19 protein-coding genes and 1 pseudogene are annotated in these 19724 nt (G+C 61.7%); 2 read left to right on the top strand and 18 right to left on the bottom strand.

Translation table 11 applies throughout. The features are described from left to right. Positions 1-46: 46 nt before the first annotated feature. From FY112_RS36235 to sdhC, 15 genes are all read right to left on the bottom strand, one after another. Complete coding sequence (locus FY112_RS36235) at positions 47-799, bottom strand: SDR family oxidoreductase (RefSeq protein ID WP_151520474.1); 753 nt, start codon at positions 797-799, stop codon at positions 47-49. Continuing rightward, positions 796-1326 (bottom strand): hypothetical protein, encoded by a 531-nt coding sequence (locus FY112_RS36230; RefSeq protein ID WP_151520473.1) that lies wholly within the window; start codon positions 1324-1326, stop codon positions 796-798. Before FY112_RS36230 ends, FY112_RS36235 begins: the two co-directional genes overlap by 4 nt. Beyond that, positions 1323-2066: a DUF4241 domain-containing protein gene (locus tag FY112_RS36225; protein WP_151520472.1), complete on the bottom strand. Its 744-nt coding sequence runs from the start codon at positions 2064-2066 to the stop codon at positions 1323-1325. Before FY112_RS36225 ends, FY112_RS36230 begins: the two co-directional genes overlap by 4 nt. A gap of 13 nt (positions 2067-2079) precedes the next feature. After that, entirely contained in the window at positions 2080-3357 is a 1278-nt protein-coding gene (odhB, locus tag FY112_RS36220) for a 2-oxoglutarate dehydrogenase complex dihydrolipoyllysine-residue succinyltransferase (RefSeq protein WP_131619971.1), read from the bottom strand. Positions 3358-3396: 39 nt separating this feature from the next. Then, a complete protein-coding gene (locus tag FY112_RS36215) occupies positions 3397-3705 on the bottom strand; it encodes a YciI family protein (protein WP_011653809.1) in 309 nt (102 codons plus the stop codon). A 15-nt stretch (positions 3706-3720) separates the two neighbouring features. After that, on the bottom strand, positions 3721-6705 hold the full coding sequence (locus FY112_RS36210; RefSeq protein ID WP_131644501.1) for a 2-oxoglutarate dehydrogenase E1 component: 2985 nt from the start codon (positions 6703-6705) through the stop codon (positions 3721-3723). A 171-nt stretch (positions 6706-6876) separates the two neighbouring features. Continuing rightward, positions 6877-7779, bottom strand: a complete 903-nt coding sequence (gene sucD / locus FY112_RS36205; protein WP_151520471.1) for a succinate--CoA ligase subunit alpha — start codon at positions 7777-7779, stop codon at positions 6877-6879. Positions 7780-7798: 19 nt separating this feature from the next. Then, entirely contained in the window at positions 7799-8992 is a 1194-nt protein-coding gene (gene sucC / locus FY112_RS36200; protein WP_151520470.1) for an ADP-forming succinate--CoA ligase subunit beta, read from the bottom strand. A gap of 36 nt (positions 8993-9028) precedes the next feature. Further along, a complete protein-coding gene (gene mdh, locus FY112_RS36195; RefSeq protein ID WP_003543522.1) occupies positions 9029-9991 on the bottom strand; it encodes a malate dehydrogenase in 963 nt (320 codons plus the stop codon). Positions 9992-10168: 177 nt separating this feature from the next. Then, a complete protein-coding gene (gene zapE, locus FY112_RS36190) occupies positions 10169-11332 on the bottom strand; it encodes a cell division protein ZapE (RefSeq protein ID WP_151520469.1) in 1164 nt (387 codons plus the stop codon). A 47-nt stretch (positions 11333-11379) separates the two neighbouring features. Further along, the gene (locus FY112_RS36185) at positions 11380-11889 is read right to left on the bottom strand and encodes a protease inhibitor Inh/omp19 family protein (protein WP_151520468.1); all 510 of its coding nucleotides are present in this window, start codon (positions 11887-11889) and stop codon (positions 11380-11382) included. A 384-nt stretch (positions 11890-12273) separates the two neighbouring features. Further along, positions 12274-13053 carry a succinate dehydrogenase iron-sulfur subunit gene (locus FY112_RS36175; protein WP_003567268.1) on the bottom strand — a complete coding sequence of 260 codons (780 nt, stop codon included), beginning with the start codon at positions 13051-13053 and terminating at the stop codon, positions 12274-12276. Positions 13054-13071: 18 nt separating this feature from the next. Further along, positions 13072-14913, bottom strand: coding sequence for a succinate dehydrogenase flavoprotein subunit (sdhA, locus tag FY112_RS36170; protein WP_151520466.1), 1842 nt, complete (start codon positions 14911-14913; stop codon positions 13072-13074). 6 nt (positions 14914-14919) lie between these two features. Continuing rightward, positions 14920-15300, bottom strand: a complete 381-nt coding sequence (gene sdhD, locus FY112_RS36165) for a succinate dehydrogenase, hydrophobic membrane anchor protein (RefSeq protein ID WP_131628299.1) — start codon at positions 15298-15300, stop codon at positions 14920-14922. Between the two features lie 10 nt (positions 15301-15310). Next, the gene (gene sdhC / locus FY112_RS36160; RefSeq protein WP_151520465.1) at positions 15311-15706 is read right to left on the bottom strand and encodes a succinate dehydrogenase, cytochrome b556 subunit; all 396 of its coding nucleotides are present in this window, start codon (positions 15704-15706) and stop codon (positions 15311-15313) included. A gap of 315 nt (positions 15707-16021) precedes the next feature. Between sdhC and FY112_RS36155 the strand changes: the two genes are divergently transcribed. After that, positions 16022-16513, top strand: a complete 492-nt coding sequence (locus FY112_RS36155) for a hypothetical protein (protein ID WP_151520464.1) — start codon at positions 16022-16024, stop codon at positions 16511-16513. A gap of 127 nt (positions 16514-16640) precedes the next feature. Here FY112_RS36155 and FY112_RS36150 read toward each other — a convergent pair whose 3' ends face one another. The 3 genes and pseudogenes from FY112_RS36150 to FY112_RS36140 form a co-directional block, all read right to left on the bottom strand. Further along, positions 16641-16994 (bottom strand): RidA family protein, encoded by a 354-nt coding sequence (locus FY112_RS36150; RefSeq protein WP_131628296.1) that lies wholly within the window; start codon positions 16992-16994, stop codon positions 16641-16643. Between the two features lie 243 nt (positions 16995-17237). Continuing rightward, positions 17238-18107, bottom strand: a complete 870-nt coding sequence (locus tag FY112_RS36145) for a LysR family transcriptional regulator (RefSeq protein ID WP_172426319.1) — start codon at positions 18105-18107, stop codon at positions 17238-17240. A gap of 130 nt (positions 18108-18237) precedes the next feature. Continuing rightward, positions 18238-18473, bottom strand: a pseudogene (locus FY112_RS36140) (TOBE domain-containing protein); the annotation flags it as partial. Between the two features lie 181 nt (positions 18474-18654). On the opposite strand from FY112_RS36140, the gene speB reads away from it, so the two are divergent. Next, positions 18655-19716: an agmatinase gene (gene speB / locus FY112_RS36135; protein ID WP_179039174.1), complete on the top strand. Its 1062-nt coding sequence runs from the start codon at positions 18655-18657 to the stop codon at positions 19714-19716. Positions 19717-19724 lie beyond the last annotated feature (8 nt).

The following is a 19724-nucleotide window of genomic DNA, read 5'->3' as shown; positions in this document are numbered from 1 at the left end:
CGAGGAATTCGAAAAGATATTGCATGCTGTTTTTCTCGCTGTCGTTCTAGCGGCCGCCGCTCACATTGAGGATCGCGCCGGTGATATAGGAAGCCGAAGGTGACAGAAGATAGAGGATCGCATCGGCCACCTCCTCGGGCGTGCCCGCGCGCTGCATCGGGATCGACGGCGCCAGCTCGCGCGGCCGATCCGGCAGGCCGCCGGAGGCATGAAGGTCGGTTTCGATGACGCCGGGCCTTATCGCATTCACGCGGATACCCTCGGCTGCGACCTCGCGCGCCAGCCCGACAGTGAACGTGTCGATCGCCGCCTTCGAGGCGGCATAGTCGACATACTGCGTCGCCGAACCGAGGACCGCCGCCATCGACGAGATGTTGACGATCGCCCCGCCCTTCCCGCCGTGCCGGCTCGACATGCGGCGTATGGCCTCTGCCGCGCAGAGTATCGACCCGGTCACATTGACGCGCAGCATGCGCTCGATCCGCTCTACCGACATCTCGTCGACGCGCTGCGGATAATCTACGATGCCGGCATTGTTGACGAGCCCGTCGAGCCGGCCGAAATGCCGGTCGACCGCCGCAAACATCGAGACGATATCCGCAGCCTTCCCGACATCGCCTTGGATTGCCACGGCCTCGCCGCCGCCTTCAGCGATCGAAGCCACGACCGCATCCGCGGCTTGACGGTTGGCGGCGTAGTTCACCGCGACACGCCAGCCCTGGCGCGCGGCGAGCCGTGAAGCTGCAGCGCCGATGCCTCGGCTTCCGCCGGTAATGAGAACAACAGGTGTATCGCTCATGTCGCACACTCCTTAAATGTCAGCACGTCCCACGGTGCCACCACGGCCTTGCCCTCGCCCCAGGCGCTGGATTCGCGGATGGCAGGACCAAGGCCGGGGAGCACGATCTTTTCGGCCGCCTCAGCGCCTTCGGGTTGCAGATTGTCCATCTCCCCCTCGGCATCCACGCCATAGACGGCGCCCTGCCAGACCGTACAGGCATTGAGATCGGCGCCGGTTGCGTCGCCTTCGGGGCAGTTGAACATCAGGATGCCGATGGCGCGCACCGGATCTTCCGATGGCATGACATAACCTTCCATCACGACAGGTGTCTTCAGTGCGCTGACCTTGAACTGGTTGCTGGCGGAGGCCGACGGTGAATTCAACGGCAAAAAGCGCAATTCAAAGGCACCATCGCGATCGCCATAGACGGCCTGCTCCTGCTTGCATGCGGCACCGAAGGTGGACGCCGGAACGACGAAAAACGCGGCGGCTGCGATTGCAGCCACGCCTGTCCGTCTCGTCCTGATCCCGGTCCTTCCCCTCATTGCAGCTTCGGCTCCTTGCGCCCGTCCGCATTCTCGACAACGCTGAAATCCGTCAGCAGCACCAGCGCGCGGCCATGCCTGTCGAGCCCCCAGAAGACAGGATAGAAACCGTCACCCCAGCCGCTCCAGAACACCGCGACATTGCCTCGTCTGCCGGCGACCGGCCGGTGCAGCGCATAGATGCCCTTGCTGGCGTCGAGGTCCGACGCCAGCACGTCGTCGTAATAGTTGACGTCGGAATCCGCTTTCTGCGCCTGGGCCTCGCGCTCTTCGATCAAATCAAGCGTATCGGCATCCATGTAGCAGCCGAGACCGGCATCGACGGGATAGCCGAAAATCTCGCCGTCCTTCAGCGTTGCCGGCTCCTGCCCTGGCAGGACCGCAAGCTCCCAACGATCCGGCTTGCCCTCGGCAAACCGCATGCTGGCAGCGGCGATGCGCCCGAAGGCCTGGTAGAGCGTTACCGGATATTCGCCCGGCGCGACCGTTCTTGCGAGTGCCGGACGGTCGGGCTGAGCGAGGGGATCGGCGGCAACGATGCGCCCCGATGTCAGCTCGACATTGCCCATATGGATGACGCCGATCGACCGGCCGGAAAGCTCGGCATCACCAAGCGCCACCAGCTCGAAATTGCTGCTTGCCTTGCCGATATCCCAGCCGGCAGCCGATGTGGAGACCGGGACATGCGCGGCGGCAGCGCAAAAAAGAAGGCGCGCCGCTCGCATGATCCGGTTCCGCATCGAAAGCGCTCCCTTAGAGATCGAGAACCAGACGTTCCGGATCTTCCAGGCTTTCCTTGACGCGCACGAGGAAGGTGACCGCTTCCTTGCCGTCGACCATGCGGTGATCGTAGGACAGCGCCAGATACATCATCGGACGGATGACCACCTGGCCGCCGATCGCAACCGGCCGCTCCTGGATTTTGTGCATGCCGAGAATGCCGGACTGCGGTGCGTTGAGGATCGGCGAAGACATCAGCGAACCGTAGACGCCGCCATTGGTGATGGTGAAGGTGCCGCCCTGCATGTCGGCCATGGAGAGCGAGCCATCACGGGCTGCCTTGGCAAGACGGCCGAGCTCCTTCTCGATTTCGGCGATCGACATCTGGTCGGCGTCGCGGATGACGGGAACGACGAGACCTTTGTCCGTGCCGACGGCCATGCCGACATGGCAGTAGTTCTTGTAGATGACGTCGGTGCCGTCGATTTCGGCGTTGACGGCCGGCAGTTCCTTCAGCGCATGCGTCACCGCCTTGGTGAAGAAGCCCATGAAGCCAAGCTTGACGCCGTGCTTCTTCTCGAAAATGTCCTTGTACTTGTTGCGCAGGTCCATGACTGCCTTCATATCCACCTCGTTATAGGTGGTCAGCATGGCGGCAGTATTCTGCGCATCCTTGAGGCGCTTGGCGATCGTCTGGCGCAGGCGCGTCATCTTCACGCGCTCTTCGCGCGAGGCATCCTCGACCGTCGACGGGCCACGCGCGGCGGCAGGCGCCGCCGCCGGTGCGGCCGCCGGAGCGGAAATACCCTTGGCAACGGCGGCGATGACGTCGCCCTTCAGCACTTGGCCGCGCTTGCCGCTACCGTCGACCTGATCGGCGGAAAGGTTGTTTTCAGCAAGCATCTTCGAAGCTGCCGGTGCCGGCGGCATGGTGGAGACGGAGGCGCTCGACGACGACGCAGCAGCGGCGGCAACCGCCGGCTGGGCCGGAGCAGCAGCGGCCGGTTGGGCGGGAGCCGGAGCAGCAGGCGCGGCGGCCGGTGCAGCAGCAGCCGGCGCGGCAGCAGCGGCAGCGCCTTCGGCGATCTGGCCGAGCAATGCGCCAAGGCCGACAGTCTCGCCGGCAGCGACAACGATTTCCGAAAGCGTGCCGGAGGCGGGTGCTGGAACTTCGATGGTCACCTTGTCGGTTTCAAGCTCGAGAATCGGCTCGTCGGCCTTGATGGCGTCGCCGACCTTCTTGAACCAGGTGCCGACGGTTGCCTCGCTGACGGATTCACCGAGAGTTGGAACGCGGATTTCTGTGGCCATTGTTCAGATCCTGATTTCGTGTGTTTTCGTTTATGCGTTTCAGACGGCGGGCGGCCGCGAGATGATCGAGGGCATCGGCAGGATGTCGAAACGGAAACCGAAGCCGGAAGCGATGATCGGATCGCCGTCGGCAAGAACCTGCGCCGCCGCCTGATCCTCGACCTCGACGATCGCCATGCCCCAGGCGCCTTCACCCTCGAAGACGGGGCCGACGATAATCGCCGATCCCGCAAGAGCGTTCCGATGCCAGTATTCGGCATGGCGTTTCATCGCCGCCATTTCCTCCCCGGTCCCGTCATGCGGGAAAGTGGGGCGCGGCGGCTGCAGTCTCAGAAAGAAATAAGCCATTGCGCCCCCCGTGTTTTAACCGCCCAATGCATCCTCAAGGAATGCGGCGAGCTGCGACAGATGCTTGGACATCAGACCCGTCGCCGGCGAGGCGGCGGCCGGACGGCCGGTATAACGGACGCGCTGGTATTTCGCGTCGATATGGGCGAGTACCCATTCGAGGAAGGGGTCGATGAACGACCATGCGCCCATGTTCTTCGGCTCTTCCTGGCACCAGACCATCTCGGCATTGCGGAAGCGCGACAGCTCGTTGATCAGCGCCTTTGCCGGGAACGGATAGAGCTGCTCGACACGCAAGAGATAGATGTCGTCGATGCCGCGCTTTTCACGCTCTTCGAGAAGATCGTAATAGACCTTGCCGGAGCACATGACGACACGGCGGATCTTGTTGTCCTTCTGCAGCTTGATCGGGCCGTCCTTGATCACCTCGGCATCGTCCCAGAGCAGGCGATGGAAGGCGGATTCGCCGGCCATTTCGGCAAGCGTCGAGACCGCCCGCTTGTGGCGCAGCAGCGACTTCGGCGTCATCAGGATCAACGGCTTGCGGAAGTCGCGCTTCAGCTGCCGGCGCAGGATGTGGAAGTAGTTCGCCGGCGTGGTGACGTTGGCGACCTGCATGTTGTCTTCAGCGCAAAGCTGCAGGAAACGCTCGAGGCGGGCCGAGGAGTGTTCGGGACCCTGACCTTCATAGCCGTGCGGCAGCAGGCAGACGAGGCCCGACATGCGCAGCCACTTGCGTTCGCCCGACGAGATGAACTGGTCGAAGACCACCTGCGCGCCGTTGGCGAAATCGCCGAACTGGGCTTCCCAGAGCGTCAGCGCATTCGGGCGGGCGAGCGAATAGCCATATTCGAAACCGAGCACGGCCTCTTCCGAAAGCATCGAATTGATGACTTCGTAGCGCCCCTGCGTCGGCGAAAGATTGGCAAGCGGGATGTAACGCTCTTCGTTTTCCTGATCGTAGAGAACCGAGTGACGCTGCGAGAAGGTGCCGCGTTCGCAATCCTGGCCGGAGAGGCGGATCTTGCTGCCTTCGACGCAGAGCGCACCGAAGGAGAGCGCTTCGGCCATAGCCCAGTCGATACCCTCGCCGGTGGCGATCATGTTGGCGCGGTTTTCCATGAAGCGCTGGATCGTGCGGTGCGCGTTGAAGCCCGCCGGGATCTCAGAGAGCTTGCGGCCGATCTCCTTCAGCGTCTTCATCGGCACCGCGGTCTTGCCGCGGCGCTGCTCGTCGGCATTGTCGGCCGTGCGCAGGCCCGACCACTCGCCGTCCAGCCAGTCGGCCTTGTTCGGCTTGTAGTGCTGGCCAGCCTCGAACTCCTGCTCGAGATGCGCGCGCCAATCGGCCTTCATCTTCTCGACTTCGCCTTCGGTAAGCAGGCCCTCGGCGACGAGACGGGCTGCGTAGAGCTGCAGCACGGTCTTGTGGCCGCGGATCACCTTGTACATCTTCGGCTGCGTGAAGGACGGTTCGTCGCCTTCATTGTGGCCGTAGCGGCGGTAGCAGAACAGGTCGAGCACAACAGGCTTGTGGAACTTCATGCGGAATTCGGTGGCGATCTTCGCCCCATAGACCACCGCTTCCGGATCGTCGCCGTTGACGTGGAAGATCGGCGCCTCGATCATCTTGGCGACGTCGGACGGATAAGGCGACGAACGCGAGAAGGCCGGGTTCGTCGTGAAACCGATCTGGTTGTTGATGATCACATGCATGGTGCCGGCGACGCGGTGGCCGCGCAGACCGGAAAGGCCGAGGATTTCGGCAATGACACCCTGGCCGGCAAAGGCCGCGTCGCCGTGGATCAGCAACGGCAGCACCTTGGCGCGTTCGGAAAGCGGGATGATGTCGCCGTCCCAGACGGTGGCGGTCATATCCTGCTTGGCGCGGGCCTTGCCCATGACGACCGGATCGACGATTTCGAGATGCGACGGGTTCGCCGTCAGCGAAACGTGGATCTTGTTGCCGTCGAATTCGCGGTCGGAGGAGGCGCCGAGATGGTACTTGACGTCGCCCGAGCCCTCGACCTCGTCGGGAGCGGCCGAGCCGCCCTTGAACTCGTGGAAGATTGCGCGGTGCGGCTTGCCCATGACCTGGGAGAGCACGTTCAGGCGGCCGCGATGGGCCATGCCGAACAGGGCCTCCTTGAGGCCGAGCTGGCTGCCACGCTTGAGGATCTGCTCCAGCGCCGGGATCAGCGATTCGCCGCCGTCGAGGCCGAAGCGCTTGGTGCCCTTGAACTTGACGTCGAGGAACTGCTCGTAGCCTTCGGCTTCGGCGAGCTTGGCGAGGATTGCCTTCTTGCCTTCCGGCGTGAAGGCCACACCCTTGTCCGGCCCTTCGATGCGCGCCTGGATCCACGCCTTCTCTTCGGGATTGGAGATATGCATGAATTCGACGCCGAGCGTCGAGCAATAGGTGCGCTCAAGGATCTCGATCATCTCGGGGATGGTCGCGTATTCGAGGCCGAGCACGTTGTCGATGAAGATCTTGCGGTCGTAATCGGCGGCCGTGAAGCCGTAATTCTCCGGCGAGAGCTCGTGGTAGTCCTCAACGGCAGCAGCGATGCCGAGCGGGTCGAGCTTGGCATGCAGGTGGCCGCGCATGCGGTAGGCGCGGATCATCATGATGGCGCGCACGGAATCGCGCGTCGCCTGCAGCACGTCGATGCCGTCGGCAGGCTTGCCCTGAGCTTCGGCCTTGGCCTTCACCTTGGTCTCGATGACCTTCTCGACGATGCCCCAGTCGCCGTCGAGAGCCGATACCAGATCGCCGCTTGCCTGAAGCGGCCAGTTCTTCTTGCGCCAGGAAGCGCCCTTGGCCGCCCTTTTCACATCGCTGGGATCCTCTTCCAGCGCCTTGAAGAAGGACCGCCACTGATCGTCGACCGATGCCGGATCTTCTTCGTACCGCGCGTAGAGCTGCTCGATATAGGCAGCGTTGGCGCCATCCAGAAACGAGGTGATCTGAAACTGCTCGTTGGCTTCTTGCCGTGCCATGGTGATATGCGGACGCTTCCGTCCGCCTCCTGACTTTGATGAATTTGCCGGTTTGATGGCCGGCTGCCGCATTCCGATTGCCGCCTGTCCGCGGCGCATCTGCTGTCTCGTGTTGTCGAGGCCGGGCGGAAGGCGCAGATACCGTTCCTCCGCCCGGTCTATATAGGTGGCTTAGCCCTTGAGGACTTCAACCAGCGTCTTGCCGAGGCGGGCCGGAGAGGGCGACACCTTGATGCCTGCCGATTCCATCGCCGCGATCTTCGATTCCGCATCGCCCTTGCCACCGGAAACCACAGCGCCGGCATGGCCCATGGTGCGGCCCTTCGGCGCCGTACGGCCGGCAATGAAGCCAGCCATCGGCTTCTTGCGGCCCTTCTTGGCTTCGTCCTTGAGGAACTGGGCTGCGTCTTCTTCAGCCGCACCGCCGATTTCGCCGATCATGATGATCGACTGGGTGGCTTCGTCGGCCAGGAACATTTCCAGGACGTCGATGAACTCGGTGCCCTTGACCGGATCGCCGCCGATGCCGACAGCCGTCGTCTGGCCGAGACCTTCATTGGAGGTCTGGAAGACGGCTTCATAGGTCAGCGTACCCGAACGGGAAACGATACCGACGGAACCCTTGCGGAAGATCGAGCCCGGCATGATGCCGATCTTGCATTCTTCCGGCGTCATGATGCCTGGGCAGTTCGGCCCGAGCAGGCGCGACGTGGAACGCTCGAGGCGAGCCTTGACGCGAACCATATCCAGGACCGGGATACCTTCGGTGATGCACGTGATGAACGGGATCTCGGCGTCGATAGCTTCGATGATAGCATCGGCGGCTCCTGCCGGCGGAACATAGATGACAGACGCGTCGGCGCCGGTCTTTTCCTTGCCCTCGGCAACGGTAGCGAAGATCGGCAGGCTTTCGCCCTTTGCGCCGGTCCAGGTTTCGCCACCCTTCTTCGGGTGGATACCACCGACCATCTGGGTGCCGTAGTAGGCAAGCGCCTGTTCGGTGTGGAACGTGCCGGTCTTGCCGGTCAGACCCTGAACGAGGATCTTGGTGTCTTTATTGACGAGAATAGACATTCTTTCAGATCCTTCAAAATTAGCCGTTGACCGCCGCGACGATCTTCTTGGCCGCATCGTCCAAGTCGTCAGCCGCCGTGATCGCCAGACCCGACTCGTTCAGGATCTTCTTACCGAGCTCGACATTGGTGCCCTCAAGGCGCACCACGAGCGGAACCTTGAGGCCAACTTCCTTGACCGCGGCAATCACGCCCTCGGCAATGACGTCGCACTTCATGATGCCGCCGAAGATGTTGACGAGAATGCCTTCGACCTTGGGGTCTGCGGTGATGATCTTGAAAGCTGCAGCAACCTTCTCCTTGCCGGCGCCGCCGCCGACGTCGCAGAAGTTAGCCGGCTCCTTGCCGTAAAGCTTGATGATGTCCATCGTCGCCATGGCAAGGCCTGCACCATTGACCATGCAGCCGATGTTGCCGTCGAGAGCGACATAGGCGAGGTCCCACTTCGAGGCCTCGATTTCCTTGGCGTCTTCTTCGGTCTCGTCGCGCAGCGCCTTGACGTCGTCGTGACGGAAGAGCGCATTGCCATCGAAAGACATCTTGGCATCGAGGACGCGCAGGTGGCCGTCCTTCATGACGATCAGCGGATTGATCTCCAGCAGAGCCATGTCCTTCTCGCCGAAGGCCTTGTAGAGCATCGGGAAAAGCGTCTTGGCATCTTCGGCGGCAGCACCCTCGAGCTCAAAAGCCTTGGAGATCGCAGCAACGTCGGCAGCCGTCACGCCGGCTTGCGGATCGATGGCGATCGTCTGGATCTTCTCAGGCGTGTCGTGGGCGACAGCTTCGATGTCCATGCCGCCTTCGGTGGAGACCACGAAAGCCACGCGACCGACCGAGCGGTCGACCAGCAGCGAGCAATAGAGCTCGCGAGCGATGTCCGCGCCGTCTTCGATGTAAAGCCGGTTGACCTGCTTGCCGGCTTCGCCCGTCTGCGCCGTCACCAGCGTGTTGCCCAGCATTTCCTTGGCATGGGCGACGACTTCGTCGATCGACTTGGCGAGACGCACGCCGCCCTTGGCTTCCGGCGACAGTTCCTTGAACTTGCCCTTGCCGCGGCCGCCGGCATGGATCTGGCTCTTGACCACGTAAAGCGGACCGGGAAGCGACTTGGCGGCGGCCTCGGCTTCTTCAACCTTGAGAATAGCCACACCTTCGGCAACCGGCGCGCCATAACCCTTCAGCAGAGCCTTGGCCTGATATTCATGAATGTTCATGGGTGTATCCCTGTTTCGATTACTTCAGCCCATCGACTACTTGAGGGCAGGCGCGATATTGATGCAGGCTTCGCAGAGACCGGCGACGGCGCCGACGGACTTGTCGAAGGCTTCCTTCTCGGTCTTGTTGAGGTCGATCTCGATGATGCGCTCGACGCCGCCGGCGCCGATGACGGTGGGAACGCCGACATACATGTCCTTGACGCCGTACTGACCGGAGAGGTGGGCTGCGCAGGGCAGGACCCGCTTCTTGTCCTTGAGGTAGGATTCGGCCATCTCGATCGCCGAGGCGGCCGGGGCGTAATAGGCCGAGCCGGTCTTCAGCAGGCCGACGATTTCCGCGCCGCCATCACGGGTGCGCTGGATGATCTCTTCGAGGCGCTCCTTGGTGACCCAGCCCATGGTGACGAGATCGGTGAGCGGAATGCCGCCAACCGTCGAATAACGGGCGAGCGGCACCATCGTGTCGCCGTGGCCGCCGAGAACGAAGGCCGTGACGTCCTGGACGGACACGTTGAATTCCTTGGCGAGGAAAAGACGGAAGCGCGAGGAGTCGAGAACGCCGGCCATGCCGACGACCTTGTTGGCGGGGAGGCCGGAAAACTTCTGCAGCGCCCAGACCATGGCGTCGAGCGGATTGGTGATGCAGATCACGAAGGCGTTGGGGGCATATTTCTTGATGCCGGCGCCGACCTGCTCCATGACCTTGAGGTTGATGCCGAGAAGATCGTCGCGGCTCATGCCGGGCTTGCGGGCGACGCCCGCCGTGACGATGCAGACGTCAGCGCCTTCGATCGCGGAATAGTCGCTGGCGCCTGTCAGATTGACGTCGAAGCCTTCGACCGGCGACGACTGGGAAATATCGAGACCCTTGCCCTGGGGAATGCCGTCCGCGATGTCGAAGAGAACGATGTCGCCCAGTTCCTTCAGGCCGGCGAGGTGCGCCAGCGTGCCACCAATCATGCCAGAACCAATGAGTGCGATCTTGTTACGCGCCATTTTCGCTGTTTCCTTTGCGATCAAATTCGTCGAACGGACGCGCAAGGCACCGCCCAATGACGCAATCGCATAGACCCAAAGCCCAAAAATGGCAATCCATTAATTTTGATGCAGCGTTTTCAATCGTTTAGATACAAAAAATCTTACGTAAACGTAAGATATTCTGTCACCAAATTGTTACTCTGCGGCGCGTTTTTCATGGTGCAGCGCAAGATATTCCGCACTGCGCATCTCGAACAGGCGCGATGCCGTGCGGTCGAATTCGAAGCCCTCGGTGCCCCGGCGATGCAGCAGCAGTTCCTCCGGCATGGCCGCCGCGGAAATGTAAAGCCGCACGGCATGATCGTAAAACGTAGCGACCAGAATGATGAAACGCTTGATCTGGTTCCGCTTTTCCGGCCCGAGCAAGGGAATGTGATCGACGAAGACCGTATCGAAACGTTCGGCGATCGCCAGGAAGTCGACCGCCCCGAGCGGCTTTTCGCAGAGATCGGCGAAAGAGAACCGCGCCATGCGGTCGACGGCGAGCGGCACATGGATGTGGCGCCCCTTCATCGGAATATCCAGCGGCTGCGCCTTGCGCCCATGCAGCGCCTGCGTCCAGGACGCATCCATCGCCATATCATTATGCTCGTTGATCGGCACCAGATAGACCGGCTGGCTGTTCAGCTTCCCCATCCGGTAGTCGGTCGGCGAATCCAGGGTGACGATATCGACATGCTGCTTGAGCAAGGTGACGAAGGGCAGGAAGAGGCCGCGATTGAGGCCATCCCGGTAGAGATTGTCAGGCTCGACGTTCGAGGTTGCGACCAGCACGCATCCGCGCGCGAAAAGCTCGGTAAACAGCCGCGACAGGATCATCGCATCGGCGATGTCGGTGACGGTGAACTCGTCGAAGCAGAGCAGTTCTGCTTCGTCGTAGAGCGCTGCGGCGACCGGCGGCATCGGATCGGCCTGCTTCGTCTCGCCGTTCTTGAGCTTCAGCCGGTGCGCCGCGATGCGGTTATGCACATCCGCCATGAATTCGTGGAAATGCGCCCGGCGTTTCTTCCGGCACGGAGCCATGGCGAAGAACATGTCCATCAGCATGGTCTTGCCGCGCCCGACGCTGCCGTGGATGTAAAGCCCCTTGATGCCGTCGGCGGATTTCTTCTTGGCGGCAAACAGCCAACCGAGCGCGCTCGACTTTGCCGCCGGCCGCCGCTGCTTCAGACCGGCAAGCACCCGGTCGAGGCTCTTTGCCACGTCCATCTGAGCGGAATCGACCTGGAGCGCGCCCGATGCGGTCAGCGCTTTAAGCTGTTCGCAGACGCTGAGCGCATAATCCGGCATTGGTTGCATGAGGGCATATCCGCCTGTCAGTCAACGGCGCAGACCCGCCGGAACATTTACCGGCTGAGACTGATCGACTGACCTGTGCTCGTCTGTCCCTCAAAGCGGTTGTCGGCCGTCTTGTAGACGCTGCCGAGCTGGTTGCCCGAGCGGTCCTTGAGCAGCACCTGTTTGCCGGCGACCTCCCAGGAGCCCATCGCCGTCAGCTCGCCGACGCAGCCACGCGTTCCGCCGCGCGAACCGCTGCCGAGATTGGTCAGCGTCAGGAACATGTCGCAGCTACCGTTGACACGCCAGCTTCCGACCATCGATTCCTTGGTGATATCGAGCGCATTCGCGGCCATTGCGCCGGGCTGAGCGCCCGGCATCGGCGCCGTCGTCGTCGGCGCGGCCGGAAACTGCGAGCTGCCGGTCGGCGGCGGAAGCTGCCCGCCCTGCACCGAGGGCACCGGCTGTGCCGTCAACGGCGCCGGGCCGGCACTGGAGCTGTAATCATATGCCGTACGCTGACAACCGGCTAGCGACAGAACCACCACCAGACCTGTCATCGCATATCGCAACTGCATCATCATACTCCTGAATTCGGCCATTGCCGTAGAGAAACGGGCGTGAGACAAGTCCGATTATCGTAATTCGCTTTGGTTAATCAAGTCGGGCGGCATAAATTGCCCGTGACAACAACTAACCGAAAAACGATACAGTTCAACTGTCCCGCTGCAAAACTTCCTGCACATAGAATTTGTCAGCAAGGTGTTATGCGCGTTCATCTCTGTCAGGATCCCTGTCGAACGCGCGCAATGTCTCGGAATAGCGCTCAGGTGCATCCTGCAGAAGGATTGCACCGGGACCGATGCGGAGGCCCTGTTCGCGCACCGAGGTAAGCCGCGACCTGATCCCGGTGACGGCTTCGGGATCGAAGCCGTCTCTTCCGCCATCGGTACCGAGGCTGATCAAACCCGGCGCTCGACCATCATCTTCTTGATTTCGGCGATCGCCTTGGCCGGATTGAGGCCCTTCGGGCAGGTCTGCGCACAGTTCATGATCGTGTGGCAGCGATAGAGGCGGAACGGGTCCTCGAGATTGTCAAGGCGCTCGCCGGTCGCCTCGTCTCTGGAATCGATTAGCCAGCGATAGGCCTGCAGCAGAACGGCCGGACCGAGATAGCGGTCGCCGTTCCACCAGTAGCTCGGACAGGAGGTCGAGCAGCAGGCGCAAAGGATGCACTCATAGAGGCCGTCGAGCTTCTGCCGGTCCTCGTGGCTCTGCTTCCATTCCTTGGCCGGCGCCGGCGACACCGTCTTCAGCCATGGCTCGATCGAACGATGCTGGGCATAGAAATTGGTGAGGTCGGGAACCAGATCCTTGACGACGGGCAGATGCGGCAGCGGATAGATCTTCACCGCGCCCTTGATATCGTCGAGGCCCTTGGTGCAGGCGAGCGTGTTCGTGCCGTCGATATTCATCGCGCAGGAGCCGCAGATGCCCTCGCGACAGGAACGGCGCAGCGTCAGCGTCGGATCGATCTTGTTCTTGATGTAGAGCAGACCGTCGAGCACCATCGGCCCGCAATCGTCGACATCGATGTAGAAGGTGTCGATCGACGGGTTCTGACCGTCATCCGGGCTCCAGCGATAGACGCGGAATTCACGGGTGTTCTTGGCACCCGCCGGCTTCGGCCAGACCTTGCCTTCGCGCATCTGAGAATTCTTGGGGAGAGCGAGTTCAACCATGTCCGGTTCCTCTTGAGATCAGTACACGCGAGCCTTCGGCTCGATCTTATGCGGATCGATGCCTTCGGCAATGAGCTCGGTGTGAACCGGCCGGTAGTCGAGCTTGACGTCGCCGGCCTCGTTGACCCAGGCGAGCGTGTGTTTGCGCCAGTTGACGTCGTCGCGGCCGGCGAATGCACCCTCGGTATAATCCTCGCGTGCATGCGAACCGCGGCTCTCCTTGCGGGCCTCGGCGCCGTAGATCGTCGTGATGGCGTTGGCCATCAGGTTCTGCAGCTCCAGCGTCTCAACCAGGTCCGAGTTCCAGATCATCGAGCGGTCGGTGACCTTGATGTCCTTCATCTCGCCCCAGATTGCCGAGATGCGCCGGCAACCGGATTCCAGCGATTCCTGGGTGCGGAAGACGGCGGCGTCTTCCTGCATGGCGCGCTGCATCTTCTCGCGCAGTTCCGCCGTCGGCGTGCCGCCGCTGGCGTGACGCAGGCCGTCGAAACGGTCCATGATCTTGTCGCAGGCGGCGACGTTGAGATGCGGGATCGGCGCTGCGCGGTCGATCACCTCGCCGGCGCGGATCGCAGCGGCGCGGCCGAAGACCACGAGGTCGATCAGCGAGTTGGAGCCGAGGCGGTTGGCGCCGTGCACCGAGGCACAGCCGGCTTCGCCGACTGCCATCAGGCCGGGAATGATCCGTTCCGGGTTGGCACCGTCGGCGTTCAGCACTTCGCCCCAATAATTCGTGGGAATACCGCCCATATTATAGTGAACGGTCGGCAGAACCGGGATCGGTTCGCGCGTGACGTCGACGCCTGCGAAAATCTTGGCGCTCTCGGAAATCCCCGGCAGGCGTTCATGCAGAACGGCCGGATCGAGATGATTGAGATGCAGGAAAATGTGGTCCTTCGCCTTGCCGACACCGCGGCCTTCGCGGATTTCCAGCGTCATGCAGCGCGAAACGACGTCGCGCGAGGCAAGATCCTTGGCCGAAGGGGCGTAACGTTCCATGAAGCGCTCGCCCTCGGAGTTGACGAGGTAACCGCCTTCGCCGCGCGCGCCCTCGGTGATCAGACAGCCCGAACCGTAGATGCCGGTCGGATGGAACTGGACGAATTCCATGTCCTGCAGCGGCAGGCCGGCGCGCGCCACCATGCCGCCGCCGTCGCCGGTGCAGGTATGGGCAGACGTTGCCGAGAAATAGGCGCGGCCGTAGCCGCCGGTTGCCAGCACCACCATCTTGGCGGCGAAGCGATGGATCGTGCCGTCATCGAGGCACCAGGCAACGACGCCGATGCAGCGGCTGCCGTCTTCCGACATGATCAGGTCGAGCGCGAAATATTCGATGAAGAATTCGGCATTGTTGCGCAACGATTGGCCGTAGAGCGTATGGAGGATAGCGTGGCCGGTACGGTCGGCAACGGCGCAGGTGCGCTGGACCGGCGGGCCTTCGCCATAATTCTGCATGTGGCCGCCGAACGGGCGCTGATAGATCTTGCCTTCCTCGTTGCGCGAGAACGGCACGCCGTAATGCTCGAGCTCATAAACCGCCTTCGGCGCTTCCATCGTGAGATACTGCATGGCGTCGACGTCGCCGAGCCAGTCGGAACCCTTGACGGTATCGTAGAGGTGCCATTGCCAGCTGTCCGGCGTCATGTTGCGCAGCGAGGCGGCGATGCCGCCCTGGGCCGCGACCGTATGCGAGCGGGTCGGGAATACCTTGGTGATGCAGGCCGTGCGGAAACCCTGCTCGGCCATGCCGAGCGTGGCGCGCAGGCCGGCGCCGCCGGCGCCGACGACGATCACGTCGTAGGAATGATCGACATACTTGTAGGCTTTGCCGTTCTGGGCGGGTGAAGTCGGTGCCATATCAGCTTATCCTACGAATGCGATTTTCAGAATGGCGAAGAGACAGAGGCTGGCGATCAGGATCGCAAAGAACGTGTTCAGCATCAGCAGAGCGACCTTGCCGAATTCGCCATGCACGTAGTCCTCGATGATGACCTGCATGCCGAGCCTCATGTGGATGACGCCGGAAATCACCATCAGGCCCATGACGACCGCGACGAAGGGGTTCGACAGCGCGCGGACCACATCCGCATAGGGCGCGCCGGCATAGGCGAGCATGAAGATGACGAAGAAGAGGATGAGCGGAACATTGGCGACGGCCGTCAGCCGCTGGCGCCAGAAATGATCCGTGCCGTCCTTGGCGGAGCCGAGCCCGCGAACCTTGCCGAGGGGGGTGCGCATATCCATGAGAGGACCTTCAGAAGCGAATGAGGAAGCCGATCACCCAGACCAGCACGGTCAGACAGAGCGACCCGATGATGTTGGCGATGGCGAGCTTGGTCGAGAACTCTTTCCCGAAGCCATAGCCGAGATCCCACATGAAGTGGCGGAAGCCGCCGAGCATATGGTGCAGCAGCGCCCAGGTATAGCCGAGAAGCACGAGCTTGCCGAGAAGGCTGCCGAGCACCCAGTTGGCCCAGTCATAGGTGCCCTGGCCGCTTGCCGCCGCGATCAGCCACCAGGCGACGAGCAGCGTGCCGACGTAAAGCGCGCTACCGGTAATGCGGTGAACGATGGACATGACCATGGTAGGAATAGGTTTGTAGATTTGCAGATGCGGCGATAGGGGCCGGTTATTTGTCACGTTCGCCATCAGAACCTCGCGGCGGCTTCTCTGCGCTCCCGGATTTCGGAGCATGCTCAGTCAACCACACGAATGACAAAATTCTCTGTGTGCGTTGCATCAATTGCGACGTTTAATCACCGGGAACGCCGACGACAAGCACAATCGCTGTCTGCTTTTAATTTAATCGATTCGCGTTACCGGGAAGTTTGCAGGCTAAAGAAACTGGTCTTTTCCGCTCAAATTTTGTGCCGGTTGTCCGAGCTGAATGGACAAGCTCCGGCTTTTGGCGCAATCTGGCGTTAACGATTTGTTAGGGATCGGAATTCCGGAGGCCGGCCACCCATGTTTCGCAGTCTGTCCGCAGTCGCCCTGCTTGCCCTGTCCGTGCTTGCTGCACTTCCCGCCGAAGCCGGCGACCGCCGTCATGATCGTCGCTTTTCCGACCACCGCCACGCTTTTCATGGCGGACTGCTTCTCGGCGAACGTGTGAACTGGCGCAATCGCGGCATCCGTTTCGACAATGCCCATCGATATCGGAACCGCAAAGAACGGATGCCGTTCCTGAAACAGTTTTCCTCGCCGGCGACCAATCGCGTCACCCGCAACAATATCATCGTCGTCGTACCCCAGGCGCAGAGTGACGGCGGCGACACCTATGCTGGTACGTCTTACGTCTATCAGGCCGATGGCGGAACCTATGTCGGCGGCGAGCGCTATGGCTTCTATCCTCCCGCGCGGCTTGAGCCGCTGGCCCCGAAGGCAACGGTCATCGATATTGCAGTGCAGGACGATCCCTGCGCCTACGAGGCCAATGTCTGCGTCATCCGGCCTTAAGCATGTCGCGCAAAAGTGTGCAGCGGTTTTGCGACAACGACATGCGTAAAATCAAAGACCTAAAGCGCGAGGAGCGAATCTGAAAGATCGCGACGCGCTTTAGAGCATGATGCCGAACGCAGGCGGCTCAAATGTGCCCGGCCCCACTCTTTCGCGACGCGGCTATGTCAATGCGGATGGCGCACATCGGCGGGAGATTCTTGTCCTCAAACGTCGCCCGCCGTGGCGTTCCGCTCTCCGGCATCCAAGCATCCCAGGCTCTGTTCATTTCCTCGAATGAGGCAAGGTCCCTGAGCCAGATGTTGGCGAGAATGATCTCTGACTTGTCGGTACCTTCGCGCAGCAGCATGTCATCGATGCGCTCCAGTATTTCGTTGGTTTGCGCCGTCACGCTCGCTCCCCTCGTGAGGTTTGCGACCTGGCCGGGCAGATAGGTGGCAGCCGCGCGGAGAGTTTCGTCAACTTTGGCTTGCCCGATCATCGTATTCGCAGACTTCCATGAATGCTTGAGATTGGGCCGTCGACCCTTCATGGATCACTGTGGGGCTTCGCTCGCCAGTCCGGTAGAGCGAATTAAATTGACCCGATATAATGGAAGCTGAACGCTCCTAGAACAGGATTCAGATTTTAGGTCCGGTCGGCCTAAAGTCTGAATCCTGTTCTACATTAAAGAGTTGGAGCATGATGTCGTCCGAAAACCGATCACGCTTTTCGGCATCATGCTCTAGCTGGACAATATGGCCGTATGCCGCGAAATGAAGTCCACAAGGTAGCGCGCGCCTTCGGCCGTCTCGGACTGAGCATAGAGACCGATTTCGATGCGCACCGGACCGGGCAGATCTGCCGATCTGTCAAGTGTCCGGCAGCCCTCCGGTTTCGTGGTGAGCATCATTGGCGCGATACCGATACCGACGCGAACAGCGGTCGCCATGGCGACCAGCGTCGATGCGACGCACGCCGTCTTCCATTTGACGTTCCGCTGGGACAACGCCGCGATCGTCGGGAGCGTCCAGGGACACTCCTCCTCGAACATAATGATGGGAAGCGGTTTTTCCGCATCCACCACGAAGTCGGATCTGACCGTCCACATCAAATATTCGGTCCAGATCAGGGTCGGTTTTCGCGAGAGGCAGGTGATGTCGCAAACCACGAGATCCAGCTTCCTGTCTTCAAACAGTTTGGCGAGGCGGCGATTCGGCTCGACGATGATGTCGATCTCGACCTTGGGGTTCTGGGCTCTGAAGGCACTAAGAATGTCGATCAGGTGGCCGGCTGCGAAGTCCTCAACGACGCCGAGGCGAATGCGGTCCTCGATCATCTTGCCTGTCAGTCTTTTCCCGACCTCGTCGCTGAGGGCGACCATTTCACGGGCATAAGCCAGCATGATCTGCCCATGGCTCGTCAACTCGAGGCCTCTTGACGAACGCGAAAACAGCGTAACGCCGACAAGCTCCTCCAGCTTGCGGATCTGCATGCTCACAGCCGCCTGCGTTCTGTTCAGCTTGACGGCTGCCCCATTGACGGTGCCGATCTCCGCGACGGTCAGAAATGCACGAAGCAGATAGGAATCAAGATCAAGCATCAGAAGCCGCATTCCATACTTTGTGGCGCTCGAGAGCCGAGGGCCTCTCTGCCTCTAAGCGGATACTGGACGAACCATGTTCTTCCCGCAACTGGCGATCCTTAGCCGGGCGCAATACAAGCTGCGCCACGTCAATGCCAGCTTATCGCGCGAACAGAACCATGCCTCGGGCGGAATGGAAACGCTGATCTCCTGCCCACGAGCGAAGGCTATGTCTGGGCGGTTCGGGCAAGCCGAAATTATGCGGTCGCCACTGGCGAGGTCCAGAACGAGATGCCTGAAGGCACCGAATGTCACGACGTCGGCAACGCGTCCGGGCATGGCTCCGGCACCCGGAGCGCCGGATATCTCGACGCTTTCCGGCCTCACGCAGATCTCGAAAATTCTCGCCGGGTTATAAAGTTTTCTGAACATACCGATGGACGCACCACCCGCATCGCGGAGCCTCGGCAGATCCAAGCTATCAAGAATCGTTATATCCCCTCTCGAATTTTCGCGGTTCCAAGAGAAGCGTGCGGCGCTGATGATGATGGCAGCATCAATACCGTGGGAGCCTGCCTTGACCATTGACCGGGATTTTCTGGAAGACTTGAGAAAGCGCTTCGGCAGCGCTGCAGGCGGGGAGATGGAAGATCCGCACTTCCGCGCCGTGGCGGCGAGCGTATTCAAGGACGGCGACAGCCGCAAATGGCCCTTCGCCGACCCTGCGACCTTTCTGGACGCCTGTTTCATCGAGAACGGCTTGCGGTCCGAGGTGCTTGAGGCGCTTGACGTGGCTCTGATCGGCGTGCCGATGGACCTCGGCGTCACCAATCGCGCCGGCGCACGGCTGGGGCCGCGGGCCGTCCGGGCGGTCGAGCGTATCGGTCCCTACGAACATGTTCTGCGTGTCGCGCCGATGGGAGGGCTAACGGTCGCCGATGTCGGCGACGTGCCGATGCGCAGCCGGTTCGGCCTGGCCGAGTGCCATGCCGACATCGAGGCCTGCTACCGGATGATCGCGGCAACCGGGGTCATCCCGCTGTCGGTCGGCGGCGACCATTCGATCTCCGGCGCCATCCTCAAGGGCCTGGCGGCCAGCCAGCCGGTAGGCATGATCCACATCGACGCTCATTGCGACACCGCCGGCCCCTATGAGGGCTCGAAGTTCCATCACGGCGCGCCCTTCCGCGAGGCGGTTCTGGCGGGCGTGCTCGATCCGAAGCGTACGATCCAGATCGGTATCCGCGGCGGCGGCGAATATCTCTGGGAGTTCTCCTTTGCCTCCGGCATGACCGTCATTCACGCGGAGGAGGTGGCGGAGATGGGGCTCAAGGCCGTGATCGCAAAGGCTCTGGAGGTTGTCGGCGCCGGTCCGACCTATCTCAGTTTCGACGTGGACAGCCTCGATCCGGCCTTCGCGCCGGGAACCGGCACGCCGGAAGTCGGCGGGCTTCAGCCGAGAGAGGCCCTGACCCTGCTGCGCGGCTTCAAGGGCATCAACCTCGTCGGCGGCGACGTCGTGGAAATCGCGCCGCAATACGACAACACCACCAACACCGCGCAGATCGCCGCCCAGGTCCTGTTCGAACTCCTGTGCCTCGCGACGTTCAGTCCCGCGGTCAGGACAAAGCTGACCTGAGAACCAGC

It is taken from the genome of Rhizobium sp. PEPV16 (assembly GCF_008919455.1).
GTDB classification, from domain to species: Bacteria; Pseudomonadota; Alphaproteobacteria; order Rhizobiales; family Rhizobiaceae; genus Rhizobium; species Rhizobium leguminosarum_Q.
Note: the sequence above shows the minus strand (reverse complement) of the source record. Positions and strands in the feature narration are given on the sequence as shown.